Annotated in this window: 17 protein-coding genes; 2 read left to right on the forward strand and 15 right to left on the reverse strand. The window is 69.7% G+C overall.

Annotation, left to right across the window (positions count from 1 at the left end; all coding sequences use genetic code 11):
• The 8 genes from ACESMN_RS08090 to leuS all read right to left on the reverse strand — a co-directional run bounded on the left by ACESMN_RS08090 (position 1) and on the right by leuS (position 7,657).
• A complete protein-coding gene (locus tag ACESMN_RS08090) occupies positions 1-603 on the reverse strand; it encodes a Maf family protein (RefSeq protein ID WP_373053088.1) in 603 nt (200 codons plus the stop codon).
• Positions 600-1,070 carry a 23S rRNA (pseudouridine(1915)-N(3))-methyltransferase RlmH gene (rlmH, locus tag ACESMN_RS08095; RefSeq protein WP_373053089.1) on the reverse strand — a complete coding sequence of 157 codons (471 nt, stop codon included), beginning with the start codon at positions 1,068-1,070 and terminating at the stop codon, positions 600-602. The genes ACESMN_RS08090 and rlmH overlap by 4 nt, the downstream gene beginning before the upstream one ends.
• Before the next feature lie 11 nt (positions 1,071-1,081).
• Entirely contained in the window at positions 1,082-1,483 is a 402-nt protein-coding gene (rsfS, locus tag ACESMN_RS08100) for a ribosome silencing factor (protein WP_373053090.1), read from the reverse strand.
• Positions 1,484-1,504: 21 nt separating this feature from the next.
• Entirely contained in the window at positions 1,505-2,149 is a 645-nt protein-coding gene (nadD, locus tag ACESMN_RS08105) for a nicotinate-nucleotide adenylyltransferase (protein ID WP_373053091.1), read from the reverse strand.
• A gap of 75 nt (positions 2,150-2,224) precedes the next feature.
• Positions 2,225-3,517 carry a glutamate-5-semialdehyde dehydrogenase gene (locus tag ACESMN_RS08110; RefSeq protein WP_373053092.1) on the reverse strand — a complete coding sequence of 431 codons (1,293 nt, stop codon included), beginning with the start codon at positions 3,515-3,517 and terminating at the stop codon, positions 2,225-2,227.
• On the reverse strand, positions 3,514-4,539 hold the full coding sequence (gene holA / locus ACESMN_RS08115; protein ID WP_373053093.1) for a DNA polymerase III subunit delta: 1,026 nt from the start codon (positions 4,537-4,539) through the stop codon (positions 3,514-3,516). Before holA ends, ACESMN_RS08110 begins: the two co-directional genes overlap by 4 nt.
• A gap of 8 nt (positions 4,540-4,547) precedes the next feature.
• Positions 4,548-5,069 (reverse strand): LPS assembly lipoprotein LptE, encoded by a 522-nt coding sequence (gene lptE / locus ACESMN_RS08120; protein WP_373053094.1) that lies wholly within the window; start codon positions 5,067-5,069, stop codon positions 4,548-4,550.
• On the reverse strand, positions 5,066-7,657 hold the full coding sequence (leuS, locus tag ACESMN_RS08125) for a leucine--tRNA ligase (protein WP_373053095.1): 2,592 nt from the start codon (positions 7,655-7,657) through the stop codon (positions 5,066-5,068). Before leuS ends, lptE begins: the two co-directional genes overlap by 4 nt.
• Positions 7,658-7,792: 135 nt before the next feature.
• On the opposite strand from leuS, the gene ACESMN_RS08130 reads away from it, so the two are divergent.
• Complete coding sequence (locus tag ACESMN_RS08130) at positions 7,793-8,329, forward strand: zinc ribbon-containing protein (RefSeq protein WP_373053096.1); 537 nt, start codon at positions 7,793-7,795, stop codon at positions 8,327-8,329.
• 9 nt (positions 8,330-8,338) lie between these two features.
• On the opposite strand, the gene lnt is transcribed toward ACESMN_RS08130, so the two are convergent.
• From lnt to ACESMN_RS08165, 7 genes are all read right to left on the reverse strand, one after another.
• A complete protein-coding gene (gene lnt, locus ACESMN_RS08135; protein WP_373053128.1) occupies positions 8,339-9,823 on the reverse strand; it encodes an apolipoprotein N-acyltransferase in 1,485 nt (494 codons plus the stop codon).
• Between the two features lie 63 nt (positions 9,824-9,886).
• Positions 9,887-10,765, reverse strand: a complete 879-nt coding sequence (locus ACESMN_RS08140; RefSeq protein WP_373053097.1) for an HlyC/CorC family transporter — start codon at positions 10,763-10,765, stop codon at positions 9,887-9,889.
• A gap of 186 nt (positions 10,766-10,951) precedes the next feature.
• The gene (gene ybeY / locus ACESMN_RS08145) at positions 10,952-11,410 is read right to left on the reverse strand and encodes an rRNA maturation RNase YbeY (RefSeq protein WP_373053098.1); all 459 of its coding nucleotides are present in this window, start codon (positions 11,408-11,410) and stop codon (positions 10,952-10,954) included.
• On the reverse strand, positions 11,403-12,368 hold the full coding sequence (locus ACESMN_RS08150) for a PhoH family protein (RefSeq protein ID WP_373053099.1): 966 nt from the start codon (positions 12,366-12,368) through the stop codon (positions 11,403-11,405). The genes ybeY and ACESMN_RS08150 overlap by 8 nt, the downstream gene beginning before the upstream one ends.
• Positions 12,349-13,788, reverse strand: coding sequence for a tRNA (N6-isopentenyl adenosine(37)-C2)-methylthiotransferase MiaB (gene miaB / locus ACESMN_RS08155; RefSeq protein ID WP_373053129.1), 1,440 nt, complete (start codon positions 13,786-13,788; stop codon positions 12,349-12,351). Before miaB ends, ACESMN_RS08150 begins: the two co-directional genes overlap by 20 nt.
• Positions 13,789-13,861: 73 nt before the next feature.
• Positions 13,862-14,317, reverse strand: a complete 456-nt coding sequence (gene ssb, locus ACESMN_RS08160; protein ID WP_373053100.1) for a single-stranded DNA-binding protein — start codon at positions 14,315-14,317, stop codon at positions 13,862-13,864.
• 91 nt (positions 14,318-14,408) lie between these two features.
• Positions 14,409-15,785, reverse strand: coding sequence for an MFS transporter (locus ACESMN_RS08165; RefSeq protein ID WP_373053101.1), 1,377 nt, complete (start codon positions 15,783-15,785; stop codon positions 14,409-14,411).
• Positions 15,786-16,124: 339 nt separating this feature from the next.
• On the opposite strand from ACESMN_RS08165, the gene uvrA reads away from it, so the two are divergent.
• Positions 16,125-19,010, forward strand: coding sequence for an excinuclease ABC subunit UvrA (gene uvrA, locus ACESMN_RS08170; protein ID WP_373053102.1), 2,886 nt, complete (start codon positions 16,125-16,127; stop codon positions 19,008-19,010).
• Positions 19,011-19,170 lie beyond the last annotated feature (160 nt).

The raw sequence follows: 19,170 nt of genomic DNA on the forward strand, positions 1-19,170 counted from the left end.
CTACGGGGTCCGCGGAGTGGAGAACCGGCCGGGCGGGTCGGGCAGCCCGCGCAGCATCGCGTCCAGTTCGAACAGTGGCAGCCCCACGACATTGCTGTAGGAACCCGCGATGCAGCGCACGAAGGCGGCGGCCCGGCCCTGGATCGCATAGGCGCCGGCCTTGCCCAGCGGCTCCCCCGTAGCCACGTAGGCGCTGATCTCGGAGTCCTCGATCACGCGCATCCGCACCCGGGTGCGGACGGTTCGCCCGTGACCGGAATGGTTCCGCCGCGCGAGGTGGAGGCCGGTGTACACCGTGTGTCCCCGGCCCGACAGCCGACGCAGCATCGCCGCCGCGGCCGCTCCGTTTCCGGGCTTGCCGAGGATCTCCTGCCCCACGGCAACGACGGTGTCGGCGCCGAGCACCCACTGCTGCGGATCGGCCGCGGCGAGCGCAACCTCCGCCTTGGCCCGGGACAGCCGCGACACCAGCGCCGCCGGTGCCTCGCCGGGCCGCGGCGACTCGTCGATGCCCACCGGCGCCACCGTGAATTGCAGACCCAGTTGCGCCAGAAGCTCCCGGCGACGCGGCGACGCGGAGGCAAGAAGCAGCGGCCGGGTCACGCGCGGTGGTAGGGATGGTTGTTGAGCAGCGACCAGGCCCGGTAGAGCTGTTCGGCCACCAGCACCCGCACCAGCATGTGGGGAAAGGTCAGCGGAGACAGCGACCACAGCCAGTCGGCGCGCTCGCGCAAGGCCTCGTCGAGCCCGGCCGCCCCGCCGATCACCAGCGCCACGTCGCGGCCCGATTGCTGCCATCCCGCCAGGCGGTCCGCGAGCCTCCGGGTATCGACCGCCCGCCCCTGCTCGTCCAGCGCAACGACCAGCGCCTGCTCGGGAATGGCCGCGAGCAGGGACCGGCCCTCGAGCCGGCGCAGCGTGGCGGTATCCATCGCCCGCGAGCGGGCCGGACCGGGCAGGGCCCGCAGCGTCAGCGGCAGCTCCCGGGGCATTCGGGCCGCGTACTCGTCGAAGCCCCTGGCCACCCAGCCCGGCATGCGCTGGCCGATCGCGAGCAGATGCAGGCGCACGGAACCGGGGGTCAGCGCCGCATCCGGCGCACGAGATCGGGCCCCGGGAAGGCCTCGGCCCCGGACGGCGCCGCGGTGTCCCCGCCTCCGTCCTCAGCGAGCCAGAGCTTCTCGAGGTTGTAGAAGTCCCGGACCGCGGGCAGCATCACGTGCACGATCACGTCGTTCAGGTCGACCAGCACCCATTCCTGGCCATCCTGCCCCTCGACGCCGAGGGCCCGGACGCCGGATTCCTTCGCCTTCTCGACCACCGTATCCGCCAGCGACTTCACATGCCGGTTGGACGTGCCGCTGGCAATCACCATGTAATCAGCGAGCGGGGTCTTCCCGCGCACGTCCAGCACACGGATCTGCGCGCCCTTCATGTCATCGAGGGCCTGCGTTACGAGATCGACGAGCCGTTCACTCTGCATGGTTTCCTTCCTGGTCTGTTCTCATTCGGAGGGCGCGGCAGCATCGCGGTAGAGCCGGTGCTCGGCAATGTAGTGCAGGACACTGCCGGGCAACAGAAACCGGGGGCTGCGCCCGGACCGCAGACACTCGCGGATCGCCGTGCCGGAGATGTCCAGCTGGGTGACCGGCTGGAAGCAGACCCGCCCGCTGGGCGCGCCCTGCAGTGCCGCCACCGAATCCGCGACCTCGGCCAGCGCCATGCAGGGCGAGTCCGTGGCGGGCTCGATGCCAGGTCGCTGGGTTGCGACGACATGGGCCAGTCGCGGGATCTCCCGCCACCGGTGCCAACTGTCGAGGCCGGCAAAGGCATCCATCCCCATCACCAGCAGCAACGGGCGCTCCGCACCGATCTCCTCGCGGAGCTCGCGGAGGGTATCGACGGTGAACGAGGGACCCGGTCGCGAAAGCTCCCGGGCGTCGGCGACGAAGCCGGGCACTCCGGCGATCGCGCGCTCGACCATGGCCAGGCGGTGATCCGCCGGCACCTCCGGGGACTCCCGGTGCGGTGGCACGCGGCTGGGAACGAAACGCAGCTCGTCGAGGCCGAGTGACTCGTGCACCTCGAGGGCCGGACGCAGATGCCCGAAATGAACCGGATCGAAGGTACCGCCGAGGACTCCGATCACGAACCCGCGAGCCTCCCGGATATGCGGCCGGCCTCGCTGACCACGCCCCTCGGGCCGCTCACCCGCCGCTCCGGTTCAGGTCCGGACATGCCCGTCACCGAGCACCACGTATTTCTGGGTCGTCAGCCCCTCCAGCCCGACCGGACCGCGCGCATGCAGCTTGTCGGTACTGATGCCGATCTCGGCGCCGAGTCCGTACTCGAAACCGTCCGCGAAGCGGGTGGAGGCATTCACCATCACGGAACTGGAATCGACCGCACGCAGGAAGCGCCGCGCCGCGGACCAGTCCTCGGTGATGATGCTGTCGGTGTGCCGGGAACCGTAGGTATTGATGTGATCCATTGCCTGATCCAGGGACTCCACGATCCGGATCGCAAGCACCGGCGCGAGGTACTCCTCCGTCCAGTCGCTCTCCGTTGCGGGATGGACGTCCGGGAGCACCGCGCGGGTCCCTTCGCAGCCGCGCAGCTCGACGCCGTGCCCGGCAAAGGCCCGCTGAAGCCGCGGCAGCATCGCCCGGGCCTGATCCCGGTGCACCAGCAGGGTCTCCATGGTGTTGCAGGTACCGTAGCGCTGTGTCTTCGCATTCACCGCGACTCCGAAGGCCTTCTCGGCGTCCGCGGCGGCGTCGATATACACGTGACAGACCCCGTCCAGGTGCTTGATCACCGGGATCAGGGACTCCCGGCTGACCCGTTCGATCAGCCCCTTGCCGCCGCGCGGTACCAGCACGTCGACATAGGCCGACATGCGCAGCAGCTCGCCCACCGCCGCACGATCGGTGGTCTCGACGATCTGCACGGCGGACCACGGCAGGTCGGCGCCTTCGAGCGCCGTCTGGATGATCCCGGCCAGCGCCCGGTTCGAGTGCACGGCCTCGGAACCGCCCCGCAGTATCGTCGCGTTCCCGGACTTCAGACACAGGGCGGCGGCGTCGATGGTCACGTTCGGGCGCGACTCGTATATGATGCCGATCACCCCGAGGGGCACCCGCATGCGTCCGACCTGGATGCCGCTGGGTCGGTAGGCCAGACCGGAGATCTCGCCCACCGGGTCCGCGAGGGCCGCGACCTGGCGGCAGCCCTCGGCCATGGCATCGATACGCGTGTCGTTGAGCGCCAGGCGGTCCAGCAGCGCCGCGTCCAGACCGCGGGCCCGGCCGGCCTCGAGATCCCGGCGGTTGGCCTCGATCAGCGTTGCGCGCCGGTCCAGGATCACCTCCGCGATCGTCGTCAGCCCGGTGTTCTTGCGCCCCGTATCCGCCTCGGCCAGCACGCGCGAGGCCGCGCGCGCGGCCTCGCCCAGCCCCCGCATGTAGGCGGGGACGTCGGCGATCACGGCCTCGGTTCCAGGGCTTGCCACGCTCATGTGATTCCTCTCTCCAGTCCCTCCAGGGGACGGCCCGACAGGGCTGCCACCAAGTCTAACAACTGCCTGCCCGCGTTGCCCGCCTCGCGCCCCTTGATCACGCGGTCCACGCGGGCCGCGCGGGCGAGCAGGTCCCGGGCGGTGTCCGCCTGCACCCGCGCCAGCGCCTTGCCCAGCGCCGAGGGGTCCGTGCCGCGGAAACCCTTCACTACCGTCGCGGTCGACTCGCCCGCGGCCCGGCGTTCCGCGGCGACGGCCAGCGCCCGTATGTCCCGGCTGAGGGCCCAGAGAATCAGCGGTTCCGGCTGGCCCTCTTCGAGCATCGCGCGCAGCATGCGCAGCGCTCGCGCGGTCTCTCCCGACAGCGCCACCGGCGGCAGCTGGAACAGGTCGAACCGCGCGGCATCGGCCAGACCCTGCTGCAGGGTGTCGACATCGACGTCGGCAACCCCGAAGAGTGCCAGCTTCTCCACCTCCTGACGCGCGGCCAGCAGGTTTCCCTCGACCCGTGCGGCCAGCATCGCCAGGGCATCCGGCTGGATGGCGATGCCGGCCCGGCCGAGCCGTTCCCGGATCCACGCGCCCAGACGCGCCGGGGGAACCGGCCGCGCGTGCACCACCACCCCGACCTTTTCCATCGCCCTGAACCAGGCCGTCCGCCGCATGTCGCGGTCGGGGCGAGGCAGTTGCACCAGCAGCACGAGGTCCGACGGCGGCTGCTCCGCATAGCGTTTCAGGTGCTCGCCGCCGATCCTGCCGGGCTTCCCGGAAGGCAGCCGCAGATCGACAAGGCCGCGTTCCGCGAACAGTGACCGGTCGCGCACCGCGGCCTCGAAGCTCGTCCAGTCTCCGCTGCCGGACAGGTCCAGCACCGTCCGCGCCGCGAAGCCAGCCGCGCGCGCCGCCGCGCGCACCGCATCGGCCGCCTCGAGGGCCTGCAGCGGTTCCTCACCGAGAATCGCGTAGATGGGCCGCAGACCGCGGGCCAGCGCAGCGTCCAGTTGCAGCGGATCGACGGGCAAGCCGGACCTCAGGGACCCGCATCCGACGGTTGCCGATCGCCCATCACCGCCTGAACACGCAGCTGAAGCATCCGCTGGAGGTCGCGATCCATTGCGCGGGCCAGCTCTTCCTCCCGGTCGCTCTGGCTCAGTGCCGCGGAGGCATCGAAGACGTAGACCCGGCTCGCGCGCAGCGGCCCGAGCGGCAGCGCCTCGCCCCCGTCCGGGAGACGGAGCTCCGCTTCCAGCACCCGCGAGAACTCGTACTCGCTGACGCGCGCGGCGCCAGTCACCGAAAGGACCCGGCGCTGGTTGCGCAGCGAGACCACCCGCAATTCCGCGGCATCCGGGGAGGATTCGTCCAGTGTCTCGACCCCGGCCGAGCGCAGGCTGCGGACAAGCGTCAGGTAGAAGGGGTCGCGTGCGCCCAGACCGCTGATGTGAATCGGATCCAGCCGGGCCGGCCAGTCGGGAGCGCCGCGCAACTCGAATCCGCACCCGGCCACCAGCAGCGCCGGCAGGGCCAGCAACAGCCTTCGACGCGGGTTCACGAGGCGCTGGCCACCAGGTTCACCAGGCGCCCCGGCACCACGATCACCTTCACCACCTGTTGACCGGCCAGATGCCGCTGCACGTTTGCGTCCGCCTGCGCGGCCGCCTCCACCGCCTCGCGCGACGCATCCGCCGCGACCTGGATCTGGGCGCGCAGCTTGCCGTTCACCTGCACCGCCAGGGTGACCTCCTCGGCCACCAGTGCCGTGCTGTCGACCCCGGGCCAGGCCGCATCCGCCACCAGGCCACGGTGGCCGAGGGCTTCCCAGAGGACCTGGCAGACGTGCGGCACGATCGGCGCCAGCATCAGCACGAGATCGGTCAGGCACTCGCGGCGCAGGGCGGCGGCGTCGGGTTCTTCCGGCGCCAGGCGGGACACCTCGTTCAACAGCTCCATGCATGCCGCGATCGCGGTATTGAAGGTCTGGCGGCGGCCGATATCGTCGGTGACCTTCGCGATGGTCTCGTGCAACTTGCGCCGCAGCCTGCGGCCGGCGTCGTCGAGCCGGTCCGGATCCGGGCGCATCGGGGTGGACTGCGTACAACGGCACTCGAAGACCTGTCGCCAGAGGCGCTTCAGAAAGCGGTGTGCACCCTCGACCCCGGAATCCGACCACTCCAGAGACAGGTCCGGGGGCGCGGCGAACATGGTGAACAGCCGGGCGGTATCCGCGCCGTAGCCTTCGATCAGGGCCTGCGGGTCCACCCCGTTGTTCTTCGACTTGGACATCTTTTCCAGGCCGCCGGGACGGACCGGCGCGCCGGTCCCGCGCTCCCGGGCCTCGATGCTCCCGTCCCTGGCGTGCGTGACCTCGACCGCGGCCGGGTTGATCCAGTCACGCCCGCCGTCGGCGCGCTCGCGGTAGAAGGTCGGCGCGATCACCATCCCCTGGGTCAGCAGGCGGGTAAAGGGCTCGTCGCTGTGCAGCAGGCCCTCGTCGCGCAGCAGCTTGTGGAAGAAGCGTGCATACAGGAGGTGCAGGACCGCGTGCTCGACCCCGCCCACGTACTGGTGGACCGGAAGCCAGTGGTCGGCGCGCGCATCGAGCATCGCCTCGCGATTGTCCGCCGAACAGTAGCGCGCGTAGTACCAGGACGATTCAAAGAAGGTGTCGAAGGTGTCCGTCTCGCGACGCGCGGGTCGCCCGCACTCCGGGCAGTTGGTGTCGTAGAACGCCGGCATGCGGACCAGCGGCGAACCGGAACCATCCGGCACCACGTCCTCCGGCAGCACCACCGGCAGTTCCGATTCGGGCACCGGCACCGCGCCGCACTGTTCGCAGTGGATCACCGGGATCGGGCACCCCCAGTAGCGCTGGCGCGAGATGCCCCAGTCGCGCAGGCGGTAGTTGCGGCGCCGCCGCCCCCGACCGCGCGCCTCGAGGTCCCGGGCGATCGCCCCGAAGGCCTCCTCCGAACTCAGGCCGCTGAATGGCCCCGACGCGGTCAGCCGTCCGTAGCCGGTGAAGGCCTCGGCCTCGATATCCCAGTCACCGCCGTCCGCGGGCTCGATCACCTGCCGGATGGGCAGTCCGTACTGCCGCGCGAAGGCGTGGTCACGCTCGTCGTGGGCCGGGACCGACATCACCGCGCCGGTGCCGTACTCCATCAGCACGAAATTCGCGACCCATACGGGGATCGGCTCGCCGCTGATGGGGTGCGTGACGTCGATTCCCAGCGGGCGACCGAGCTTCTCCATGGTGGCCAGGTCCGCCTCCGCCACGCCGCGCCGGCGGCAGTCGTCCACGAAGGCCGCCAGTTCCGGATCCACCCCGGCCAGCCGGGCCACCCAGGGATGCTCCGGGGCCAGCGCGACGTAGGTCACCCCCATCAGGGTGTCCGGCCGCGTGGTGTACACGGTCAGGGCCTCGCTGCCCGCGCCCGCGAAGTCCAGCTCGACGCCCTCGGAGCGTCCGATCCAGTTCCGCTGCATCGCCCGCACCTGTTCGGGCCAGCCGTCCAGGTCGTCCAGCGCCTCGAGCAGCTCGTCGGCGTAATCGGTGATGCGCAGGAACCACTGCGGCATCTCGCGCCGCTCCACCACCGCGCCGGAGCGCCATCCGCGGCCATCGATCACCTGCTCGTTGGCCAGCACGGTCTGGTCCACCGGATCCCAGTTCACGGTGGCCAGCCGGCGGTACACGAGACCCTTCTTGAGCAGTCGGACGAACAGCCACTGTTCCCACCGGTAGTACGCGGGGTCGCAGGTCGCAAGTTCCCGGCTCCAGTCGTAGGCGAAGCCGAGGCGCTTGAGCTGGGCGCGCATCTGCTCGATGTTCTGGCGCGTCCAGCGTGCCGGGGGCACGCCGTTCGCGATGGCCGCGTTCTCCGCCGGCAGGCCGAAGGCGTCCCAGCCCATTGGCTGCAGCACGTTGCGGCCCTGCATCCGCTGGAAACGCGCGATCACGTCTCCGATGGTGTAGTTGCGCACATGCCCCATGTGCAGCTTCCCCGAGGGGTAGGGAAACATCGACAGGCAGTAGAAGGGTTCCCCCCCGGCATCCTCCCGGGCCTCGAAGCGGCGGTCCCGCTCCCAGCGCTCCTGGACGGAGGTCTCGACCTCGGCGGGATCGTAGCTTTCCTGCATCGACGGTGTGTCCCGGGTTGAGCCAAACCATCAGAATACCAGCCGCGAACCGCGGCGACCAAGCCGGAGCGGGGGCGGCGCGGCTGCGTTCCGGCGTGCTAAGTTAAGTCAGGGAATGGCCAAGGAGACGAGCAGATGAGCGAGAACGGCAGTCCGCAGGAAGACCGCCTGGAGAAGGCCTACCGGGAGATGCTGGAACAGGTGGCCGGGGACCTCGAGGGTGCCTCGGATCGCGGCAGCCTGGCGTTGAACGAGATGCTGGAGAATGCGCGCAGACGGGTGGCCGAGGCGGAACACCTCACCCAGGAGGAGACCGAACGGGTGATGGAGTACGTGCGCCGGGACCTGCATGACCTGGGCGCGTTTCTGGAATCCAGCGAATCGGACTGGCGGAGCTGGCTGCGCATCGATCTCACACTGATCGAGGCCAGCCTCCTGAACGCGCTCGGCACCGTTGCGGACCGGACCAAGCTGGAGCTCGCTGCGCTGGCGGAGCGCGCATACCGGGTGGGGGAGTGGCACACCGGCGAGATCACCGGGCCCGGCGAACTGACCTGCCTGGAATGCGGCGGCACCATGCACCTGTCCCGGGTGGGGCGCATTCCGCCCTGCCCGCATTGCCGCAACACCCGCTTCCACCGGGGCGGCCCGGCACCGGAGGGTTCCGAGTAGGCGCAGCCATCAGCCCGCGCGGCGGTGACGCAGCGCGGGAATCAGCAGCACCAGGGCGAACGCCAGCGCCGGCCACGGACCCAGAAGCGCGGCTGGCGTGTGTCCCTGCCGCGGCTGCACTTCGCCGCGCAGCACCTCGCGCGTGAACAGCCCGGCACGCCCGGTGACCCGTCCATCGGCATCGATCAGTGCCGAGATCCCGGTGTTGGTCGCGCGGATCATCGGCCGCCCCATCTCCAGGGCCCGCACCCGCGCGATCTGCAGGTGCTGGTGCGGTGCCAGCGTCGCGCCGAACCATGCGTCGTTGCTCACGTTCAGCAGAAAGGCCGCCTCCGGCAACGCGGTGCGCAGGCGGCGCGCGTAGGCCGCTTCGTAGCAGATGGACAGTCCCGCTGCCTGGCCGGCCATGTCCACCAGCCCGCGGCCGGTTCCCGGCTTCAGGTCGGACATCGGGATGTCCAGCAGCCGGTGCAGCCAGTCCAGGCGGTCGCGCAGCGGAAGGTACTCGCCGAAGGGCACCAGCTGCCGCTTGTCGTAGGTCGCACCGCTGGTGACGTTACGGATGCTGTTGTACATCGAGCGGTCGACCGGATCGTGGTCGAAGATGCCGGTCACCAGCTCGGTGCCCTCGGTCTCGAGCCGCGCCGCGAACGGCTCCAGCACCGGATACACCTCGAAGTAAAAGGCCGGGATCGCAGTCTCCGGCCAGACCAGCAGGTCGGCTTGCCCCGCCTCCCCGCTCATCGTGGTGTAGAGGTCGAGGGCGTGGTGCACCCCGTCCTCCTCCCATTTCCGGGCCTGCTCGATATTGCCCTGCACGACGGCGACGGTGACGGGCTCCCCCGATGCGCGGACCCACTGCCAGGGCATCGCGACCAGCGACGCCAGCAGCAGCGGCGCCAGCACCAGCACGGCGCCGGCGAAGCGCCCCGCGGTCAGCAGCACCACGACCACGGCCAGCAGTGTCACCACCAGTCCGGCGCCCGTCTCGCCGGCCAGCGGCAGCCAGAACCCCGCCGGGCTGTCCAGCAGAACGTGCCCCGCCAGCAGCCACGGAAAGCCGGAGAACAGCCAGCCGCGCAGGAGTTCCAGCAGCACGAAGCCGGCTGCCAGCGCCAGCAGCCACGGCAGCAGCGGCGCCCGGCCCAGGTACCGCGCAACCACCCAGCCGAGCGCGGCCGGGTAGAGCGCGAGGTAGAGCACGAACAGCACCGTGATCAGCGTCGCGACCAGCCAGGGTGCCTGCCCGAAGATCAGCAGGCTGTTGAAGACCCAGCTCACACCGAACCCGAACAGGCCCAGGCCGAAGGCGAAGCCGTGGCGGAATGCGGGCCCGGGCGGGGCGCCCCGCAGTACCGCAAACCACAGCGCCAGTCCGACCGGGGCCAGCAGGAAGAGGTTGAATGGCGCGAAGGCCAGCGCCACCACCACGCCGGCCAGCAGGGACACCACCGTGGCCGGCCATCCGCACAGCGGCCGGCCGGCGAGCCACAGCAACGGCTCCGGTTCGCCACGCCGATCCGGCACTCGGGCACCAGGCCTCATGGTGCAGGCGGCTCAGGAGCCCGCGGGATCGGCGGGCGGGGCGGATTCCGCCACACGGCGCATCTCCACCAGATGCAGGCGCCGGTTGTCGGCGCGCAGCACCCGAAACTCCATGCCGTCGAAGGCCACGCTCTCCCCGCGCCTCGGCACGTGCCCGAAGCGGGAGAGCAGCAGGCCGCCGATGGTGTCGAAGTCCTCCTCGCTGAAATCGGTCTGGAAGAAGGCGTTGAACTCCTCGATCGGCGTCAGCGCCTTGATCGTGTAGCGCTCGCCCGGGTGCTGCAGGATCTGCGTAAGGTAGTCGTCGACGTCGTGTTCGTCCTCGATCTCGCCGACGATCTGTTCGAGCACGTCCTCGATGGTCACCAGACCCGCCACGCCGCCGTACTCGTCGACGACGATGGCCATGTGATTGCGGCTCAGACGAAATTCCTTCAGCAGCACGTTCAGGCGCTTGCTCTCCGGGACGAAGACCGCCGGCCGCAGGATCTCCTGCATGTCGAAGGTCTCGCCGCTGGCATCGGGAAAGAAGCGGAGCAGGTCCTTGGCGAGCAGGATCCCCACGACCTCGTCCCGGCTGTCGACGATCACCGGTAGCCGTGAATGCGCGGAGGCGACCACGTCGGGAACGATCTCCTGCAGGGCCGCCTCCCGGCGCACGACCTCCATCTGTCCCCGGGGCACCATGATGTCGCGCACCTGCATTTCGGAGACATTCAGCACGCCCTCCAGCATCGCCAGCGCCTCCGGATCGATCAGCTCGCGCGTCTGCGCGGTCCGGAGCTGTTCAACCAGCTGGGTGCGGTCGCGCGGCTCGCTGGACAGCATGGATCCCAGCCGGTCCAGCAGGCCGCGCAACGCAGGACCGTCGGGACGGCCGGAGTCAGACATCGCCGCTGGCCCGAAGCGAAGGGGACTGCGAGTCGGCCCACCGCCGCGTTCCGCCGCGCGCAGCCGGCCGACGCGCCGGCGGCGGGGATGCGCGTCGCCCCGGTCCCGGCGTAGAGGGATTCGGGGGCGGCGGCACCGGCGCCCACTCACGGGGCGTGAGAGCGCCCATGCGGGTTGCAACCATGTTCAGCACGTCTCCGCGTACGGGTCCGGGTAGCCTAACCCGCCCAGTATTTGGCGCTCAATCGTCTCCATGGCCTCCGTCTCTTCGAGCGTCTGGTGATCCAGGCCCTGCAGGTGCAGCATTCCGTGTACCGCCATGTGCGCGAAGTGTGCCCGCAGGTCCTTGCCCTGCGCGTCGGCCTCCTCGGCGAGGACCGGCGCGCACAGCACGATGTCCCCGAGCAGCATCGGCCGGCCGGGGGCGTTCGCCTCGGGAGGCGCCGGAAAGGACAGCACGTTGGTCGGGCGCTCCCGGCCGCGGAACTCGCGGTTCAGTCGCAGCCCCTCCGTGTGGTCCACGATCCGCATCACCACCTGCGCGGCTCCGGAGCCCTGCCAGGCCGCACGCGCCGCGCGGTGCAGGGTAGCGGCCGCCGGCCAGCCGGCGCGCGGCAACCCGTACTGCACGTGGACCTCAAGCATTGCCCTCTTGGCCACCATGGGCCGCGTAGGCCTCGACGATGCGCTGCACCAGCGGGTGCCGCACCACGTCCTCCGCCTGGAACCAGGTGGTGCTGACGCCCTCTACGCCATCCAGGATCCGCGCCGCGTGGCGGAGACCGGAGAGCTGGCCGCGAGGCAGGTCGATCTGGGTCACATCCCCGTTTACCACGGCGGTGGAGCCGAAACCGATCCGGGTCAGGAACATCTTCATCTGCTCGACAGTGGTGTTCTGCGCCTCGTCCAGGATGATGAAGGCCTCGTTCAGAGTGCGTCCACGCATGTAGGCGAGTGGCGCAACCTCGATCACCTGGCGCTCCATCAGCCGCGCGACGTGATCGAAGCCGAGCAGCTCGTACAGCGCGTCGTACATCGGGCGCAGGTAGGGATCGATCTTCTGCGCCAGATCGCCGGGCAGAAAGCCCAGACGCTCCCCCGCCTCCACGGCCGGCCTGACCAGCACCAGGCGGCGCACCCGGTCCTGCTCCAGCGCCGCGACCGCCGCGGCGATCGCGAGGTAGGTCTTGCCGGTGCCCGCAGGCCCGATACCGAAGTTCAGGTCGTAGCGGGCGATCGCGGAGAGGTAGCGTACCTGCCGCGGGCCGCGGCCCCGGATCACCGCCTTGCGCAGTCTCAGTACCGGTTCCGGCGGTTCCTCACCGGGCAGATCGGCCAAATGGGCCGCCTGCAGGGCGGTGTGAACCTGTTCCAGGCTCACCGGCTCCTCCACGGCCATTGCGTGCAGCTCCCGGATCAGGGACTCGGCCGCCGGCACCGCGGACTCGGGACCGGTGACGTTGAAACGCGCACCGCGGTTGTGCACGTGCACGCCGAGGCGGGACTCGATCAGCCGCAGGTGGGCGTCGAGCGGACCGGACAGGCGCGCAAGCGTCTCCTGGTCCCCCGGCTCCAGCGTGAAGTCAGCTCGATTCTGTGGCATGTGCCAGGCGCCCGCTGGCCCCGTTGCCCGCGGCATGGCCTGCAGGCACCCCGCGCAGCGAATGAGGCTGCGCCTCCGTGATCAGCAGATCGACCATCGTCCCGGTCAGATCCGGCGAACCGTCGAAGTTCACCACCCGGTTGTTCGCGGTTCGCGCCGCCAGCCGCGAGGGATCCCGGCGCGAACGGCCCTCGACCAGGGCCCGCTGGACACTCCCCACCATCGCCTGGTTGCGCGCCTGACCCTGGGCCTCGAGTATTGCCTGCAACTCCTGCAGCCGCCGCTTCTTCACGGCCATCGGCACGTCGTCCGGCAGTCCGGCCGCCGGCGTCCCGGGACGGGCGCTGTAGATGAAGCTGAACGAGAAGTCGAAGTTCAGCTCCTCCGCCAGGCGCACGGTCGCCGCGTGATCCTCTTCGGTCTCGCCCGGAAACCCGACGATGAAGTCCGATGACAGGTCGAGATCCGGCCGCAGCGCCCGCAGCCGTCGGATCTTCGACTTGTACTCGAGCACCGTGTGGCCGCGCTTCATCAGCGCGAGGATCCGGTCCGAGCCGCTCTGCACCGGGAGGTGCAGGTGGCTGACCAGTCTCGGTTCGTCGGCATAGGCCTGGATCAGACGGTCGGAGAACTCCACCGGGTGGGAGGTGGTGAAGCGCACCCGCTCGATGCCGTCCACCGCCGCCACGTAGTGGATCAGGAGTGCCAGATCCGCGCTGTCGCCATCGTGGGTCGCTCCCCGGTAGGCGTTCACGTTCTGCCCGAGCAGGTTGATCTCCTTCACGCCCTGAGCCGCGAGGCCCGCGACCTCGGCGATCACGTCGTCGAAGGGCCGGCTGATCTCCTCGCCGCGCGTGTACGGAACCACGCAGAAGCTGCAGTACTTGCTGCAGCCCTCCATCACCGACACGAAGGCGCTGGCGCCGCTGGCCCGCGGCTCCGGCAGGCGATCGAACTTCTCGATCTCCGGAAAGCTGATGTCCACCGCCGGCGTGCGCGTGCGGCGGACCTGCTCGACCAGCTGCGGCAGCCGGTGCAGCGTCTGCGGCCCGAAGACCAGATCGACAAAGGGTGCGCGCTCCCGCAGCGCAGTGCCCTCCTGGCTCGCGACGCAGCCACCGACGCCGATGATCACCTCCGGCCGGCGTTCCTTCAGCGCGCGCCACCTTCCGAGCAGCGAGAAGACCTTTTCCTGCGCCTTCTCCCGGATCGAGCAGGTGTTCAGCAGCAGCAGATCGGCGCTGGCCGGGTCGTCGGTGACCTCCGTGCCGTGCAGCTCGCGCAGGGCATCGAGCATCCGCGAGGAGTCGTACTCGTTCATCTGGCAACCGTGCGTCTGGATATGGACACGACGCACGGGCGGTGCGTGGACCGTCGGTACCGCGCCATCGGAACGGGGCGCAGTGACCGAACTCCGCATCGGGCGGGTCGACACCACGGTCGACTCCGCGTGCTGCACGGCGGTACTACCAGAGGGACCCGCAACCCGCCGGTCAGAACGGGACATCGTCATCCTGAATCGGCGCACGGCTCGGGGAGCCGCCGCCGCCACCCTGATCGCCCCATCCGTTGTCGGACACGCGGCCCTGTTCGCCCTGGGAGCCGCCGCCGCCACGCCCTCCCAGCAGCTGCATATCGTTGGCGACGATCTCCGTGGTGTAGCGGTCCTGGCCATCCTGGCCCTGCCACTTGCGCGTCTGGATACGGCCTTCGATGTAGACCTGCGAGCCCTTGCCCAGGTACTGGGCCGCAATCTCGCCGAGACGTCCGAACAGCACCACCCGGTGCCATTCGGTGTTCTCGCGCTTTTCGCCGCTCTGCTTGTCGGTCCACTGCTCGCTGGTTGCCAGCCGCAGGTTGGTGATGGTCAGGCCCGCCGGCGTTTCACGCTTTTCGGGGTCGGCACCGAGATTGCCGATCAGGATTACCTTGTTCACTCCGCGGGCCATGGCTCCTCCTTGTCGTTCGCTCGCTGGATCGGGCGGGTTAGTTTAACGTGAAAATCATGATTCCTGTCGATCCGGTGCTCCGCCATGCGGGTCAATTCCGTTCGGTGGACTGCGCTGGCCAGCTGGTGAACAGGACGCGCAGCCCGCCCTCGTCGAAGCACGCCGGATCCACCTTCAGGTAGACCGCCCCCTCGTGCGCACTCACGCGCACCTCGCCGACACCGGCCAGCTCCCCGATCCGGGACTCCAGCTCCCCGACCGCCGAACGCCAGGGCGGCGGAAGCCCGTAGGCGCGGTTCGACAGGTGGCTCGGAGGCGCCATGGTGCCGGCAACGACGAGCCAGAGCATCGCCCCCACCAGGCCGAGCGCGAAGACCCCGGTCGGCCCGACGTAGGCCATCAACGCACCGCCAAATACGCCGCCGGCGAAGATCCCGAGGAACTGGCTGGAGGCGAAGACCCCCATTGCGGTGCCCTTCTCGATCACCGGCGCGGTCTTCGCCACCAGCGAAGGCAGCATCGCCTCGAGCAGGTTGAATGCGGCGAAGAACAGCACCAGCACCAGGCCCAGGATCAGCCAGTGATTCGCGAAGGGCAGGAGCCCCTGCACCACCAGCAGCACGGCGATGGCCACCAGCAGCGAGGACTTCAGTGCGCGCCTGCGCTCGGCCCGGATCACCATGGGAATCATCAGCGCGAAGCCCAGCACCAGTACCGGCAGGTAGACCTGGTAATGCTGCGCCGGGGGCAGATCGAGGCCGGTCACCAGCATCAGCGGCAGCACCAGGAAATTCGCCGCCAGCGTCATGTGCAGGATGAACACGCCGACGTTCAGCCGCATCAGCTCGCGGTCCCGCAGCACCTGCGACAGCCCGCCGCGGATCGGCACCATATCCGGGTGCGGCAGCGAGTGCAGCGGCCGGGGCACCCAGAAGAACAGCAGCAGCAGGGCCACCACCCCCAGGCCCGCGGTCAGCCAGAAGATGCCCGACAGCCCGAACCAGCGGTCCACCAGGGGGCCCAGCACCATCGCCGCGGTGAAGGTCAATCCGATCGAGAGCCCGATCACCGCCAGGGCACGGGTGCGGCGCTCCTCCGTGATCAGGTCGGCGGTGAGGGCCAGCACCACCGCCGCCACCGCCCCGGAGCCCTGCAGCGCCCGGCCGACGATCAGCCCGTACACCGTTTCCGCCAGCGCGGCCACCACGCTTCCGACGATCAGCAGCACAAGGCCCAGCGCAATCAGCGGCCTTCGGCCGACACGGTCGGACAGGATTCCGAATGGAATCTGCAGCAGCGCCTGGGTCAGGCCGTAGACCCCGAGCGCCAGCCCCATCAGGAACGGGGTGGCACCGGGAAGCACGCCGGTGTACAGCACCAGCACCGGCAGCACCATGAACAGCCCGACCATGCGCACCGCATAGATCGCGGCAAGTCCGGATGTGGCGCGCAGCTCGGTGGGCGTCATGGCGTGTGTTCGGTCCTCGCCGCTTCAATGGTTGCGGAATCTTACAGGGAATGAACCCGCAGGGAATGGCACCCCAACGCTGCAGGGGGTCAGCTCTCTGGCCGCGGAGCCCCGGTACCCGGCGGCACCCGGGGCCGAAGAGAACGGTGCCGGGGGAGCCGCCCGCGGGTGTCGGCAGCAGGGATGCTGCCGTCAAGCCTACATGGACGTGTATACGGCGTCCCGCGGGCGGCTCCCCCGGCACCGTCCTCCCTGGCACTCGCAGGAATCCCGGAACGCATTCACGGCAGTGCTACCATATCCGGTTCGGCAACAGGACCTCATCCACTCGGGGACAACATGGCCACGATCCGGATCCGCGGCGCTCGCACGCACAACCTGAAGAACGTGGACCTCGACCTGCCACGGGAACAGCTGATCGTCGTCACCGGCGTATCCGGCTCGGGCAAGTCCTCGCTCGCCTTCGACACGCTGTTCGCGGAAGGCCAGCGGCGGTACGTCGAGAGTCTGTCCACGTACGCGCGCCAGTTCCTGTCGATGATGGAGAAGCCCGACGTCGACCTGATCGAGGGGCTCTCCCCCGCGATCTCCATCGAACAGAAGAGCACCTCCCACAACCCCCGTTCCACCGTCGGGACCATCACCGAGATCTACGACTACCTGCGCCTGCTGTTCGCCCGCGCCGGGGAACCGCGCTGCCCCGAACACGGCGCAACGCTCGCCGCCCAGACCATCTCCCAGATGGTGGACCAGGTGCTGGCGCTGCCCGAGGGCGACCGCCTGATGCTGCTGGCCCCGATCGTGCGCGGGCGCAAGGGCGAGCACAGCCGTCAGCTGGAGACGATGCGTGCCCAGGGATTCCTGCGGGCGCGCATCAACGGTGAGATCGTCGACCTCGATGCGCTGCCACCGATCGACCCGAAGCGCAAACATGACATCGAGATCGTGATCGACCGCTTCAGGGTGCGCGACGATATCCGGCAGCGGCTGGCCGAGTCCTTCGAGACCGCCACCGAGCTTGCGGATGGCCTGGCGCTGGTCGCGTGGATGGATGCACCGGAACGGGCACCGCTGGTCTTCTCGGCCCGCTTCGCCTGCCCCGTATGCGGCTACTCGATCCGGGAGCTGGAGCCCCGTCTGTTCTCCTTCAACAACCCGGCCGGGGCCTGCCCGGCCTGCGACGGGCTCGGGGTACGTCAGTTCTTCGATCCCGAGCGGGTGGTCGCGGTCCCGGAACTGAGCGTCGCGGGTGGCGCGGTGCGCGGCTGGGACCGTCGCAATGCCTGGTATTTCAGCATGATGCTGAGCCTCGCGCAGCACTACGGCTTCAACGTCGAGACCCCTTGGCGCGACCTGCCGGCATCCGTGCGGGCGGTGATCCTGCACGGTTCCGGTGCCGAGAAGATCCGTTTCTCCTATCCCGGCGCCGATGGCCGCATGCGCTCCGAGACCCGCCGCTTCGAGGGGGTGATCCCCAACCTCGAGCGACGGTATCGGGAGACAGATTCTCCCGCCGTGCGCGAGGAACTGGGGCGCTATCTGGCGAGCCATCCCTGCCCCGAGTGCGACGGCACCCGCCTCGGCGCCGCGGCGCGCCACGTGTTCATCGACGGCCGGAACCTGCCGGCGATCACCCGCACGAGCGTGGCCGGTGCGCGGGAATTCTTCCAGGGGCTGCGGCTACCGGGACGCTTCGCGCGGATCGCCGAGAAGATCGTGCGCGAGATCGATGCGCGGCTCGGCTTCCTCGTCGACGTCGGCCTGGACTACCTGACGCTGGACCGGCAGGCCGAGACCCTCTCCGGCGGCGAGGCCCAGCGCATCCGCCTCGCGTCGCAGATCGGCTCCGCACTGGTGGGCGTGATGTACATCCTGGACGAGCCATCGATCGGCCTGCACCAGCGCGACAACGAGCGGCTGCTCCGGACCCTCCTGAACCTGCGCGACCTCGGCAATACCGTGATCGTGGTCGAACACGACGAGGAGGCCATCCGCCGCGCCGACTTCGTGGTGGACATCGGGCCCGGCGCGGGCCGGCACGGCGGCCGGATCGTGGCCAGCGGCCGGCCGGAGGAGATCGCGGAACACCCGGACTCCCTGACCGGCGCCTACCTCACCGGACAGCGGTCCATCCCGATCCCGCAACGGCGCGGCGAGGCCGACCCCGAGCGCCTCCTGACCGTGGTGGGCGCCCGCGGCAACAACCTGAAGGCGATCGATGCGACGTTCCCGATCGGATTGCTCACCTGCGTGACCGGCGTTTCGGGCTCGGGCAAGTCCACGCTCGTGAACGACACCCTGTACCCGGCGGTCGCCAACATCCTGCACCGCGGCGCTCACGAAGTGGCGGCCCACGAACGCGTGGACGGACTCCAGTACATCGACAAGGTGGTCGACATCGATCAGAGCCCGATCGGGCGCACTCCGCGGTCCAACCCCGCGACCTACACCGGCCTGTTCACCCCGATCCGCGAACTGTTCGCGGCGACCGGAGAGGCGCGCTCCCGCGGCTACAGGCCCGGCCGCTTCTCGTTCAACGTCCGCGGAGGCCGCTGCGAGGCATGCCAGGGGGATGGCGTGATCAAGGTGGAGATGCATTTCCTGCCGGACGTCTTCGTGCCCTGCGACGTCTGCCGGGGCCAGCGCTACAACCGCGAGACGCTGGAGGTCCGGTACAAGGGCCGGAACATCCACGAGGTGCTGGAGATGACGGTGGAGGATGCCCTCGAATTCTTCGCCGCGGTCCCGGTGATCCGCCGCAAGCTGGAGACCCTGATGGACGTTGGCCTGTCCTACATCCAGCTGGGTCAGAACGCAACCACCCTGTCCGGCGGCGAGGCGCAGCGCATCAAGCTCGCGCGCGAGCTCTCCAAGCGGGACACCGGGCGCACCCTGTACATCCTCGACGAACCGACCACCGGCCTGCACTTCCACGACGTGGAGCAGCTCCTGACCGTCCTCCACCGGCTGCGCGACCATGGCAACACGGTGGTGGTCATCGAGCACAACCTCGACGTGATCAAGACGGCGGACTGGCTGATCGACGTCGGGCCCGAGGGCGGCGACCAGGGCGGCCGGATCCTCGTGGCCGGCACCCCGGAGACCGTCGCCACCACGCCGGCCAGCCACACCGGTCGCTTCCTGGCACCCATTCTGGGGCTCGACCCGGAATCTTCGCAGAACCGCCGGAAGACCCGGGTTGCATCCGGGGGCGGGCCGGGCTGATCACCGGTGGGCATCGCGGCTGGGGGCTGTGGGAGCGGCCTCCGGCCGCGATTGGGCATGGTGGGGCGAAGGGGCATCGCGGCTGGAAGCCGCATGTGGGAGCGGCCTCCGGCCGCGATCGGGCATGGTGCGACGAAAGGGCATCGCGGCTGGAAGCCGC

Origin of the sequence: Thioalkalivibrio sp. (assembly GCF_041690275.1) — a bacterium.
Taxonomy (GTDB): domain Bacteria; phylum Pseudomonadota; class Gammaproteobacteria; order Ectothiorhodospirales; family Ectothiorhodospiraceae; genus Thioalkalivibrio.

Excerpts from the sequence above, each read along its gene's own strand:
- rsfS (WP_373053090.1), bottom strand. The coding sequence starts at position 1,483 with ATGCAGAGTGAACGGCTCGTCGATCTCGTAACGCAGGCCCTCGATGAC.
- ACESMN_RS08110 (WP_373053092.1), bottom strand. The coding sequence starts at position 3,517 with ATGAGCGTGGCAAGCCCTGGAACCGAGGCCGTGATCGCCGACGTCCCC.
- leuS (WP_373053095.1), bottom strand. The coding sequence starts at position 7,657 with ATGCAGGAAAGCTACGATCCCGCCGAGGTCGAGACCTCCGTCCAGGAG.
- ACESMN_RS08130 (WP_373053096.1), top strand. The coding sequence starts at position 7,793 with ATGAGCGAGAACGGCAGTCCGCAGGAAGACCGCCTGGAGAAGGCCTAC.
- ACESMN_RS08140 (WP_373053097.1), bottom strand. The coding sequence starts at position 10,765 with ATGTCTGACTCCGGCCGTCCCGACGGTCCTGCGTTGCGCGGCCTGCTG.
- ybeY (WP_373053098.1), bottom strand. The coding sequence starts at position 11,410 with ATGCTTGAGGTCCACGTGCAGTACGGGTTGCCGCGCGCCGGCTGGCCG.
- ACESMN_RS08150 (WP_373053099.1), bottom strand. The coding sequence starts at position 12,368 with ATGCCACAGAATCGAGCTGACTTCACGCTGGAGCCGGGGGACCAGGAG.
- miaB (WP_373053129.1), bottom strand. The coding sequence starts at position 13,788 with ATGCGGAGTTCGGTCACTGCGCCCCGTTCCGATGGCGCGGTACCGACG.
- ssb (WP_373053100.1), bottom strand. The coding sequence starts at position 14,317 with ATGGCCCGCGGAGTGAACAAGGTAATCCTGATCGGCAATCTCGGTGCC.
- ACESMN_RS08165 (WP_373053101.1), bottom strand. The coding sequence starts at position 15,785 with ATGACGCCCACCGAGCTGCGCGCCACATCCGGACTTGCCGCGATCTAT.
- uvrA (WP_373053102.1), top strand. The coding sequence starts at position 16,125 with ATGGCCACGATCCGGATCCGCGGCGCTCGCACGCACAACCTGAAGAAC.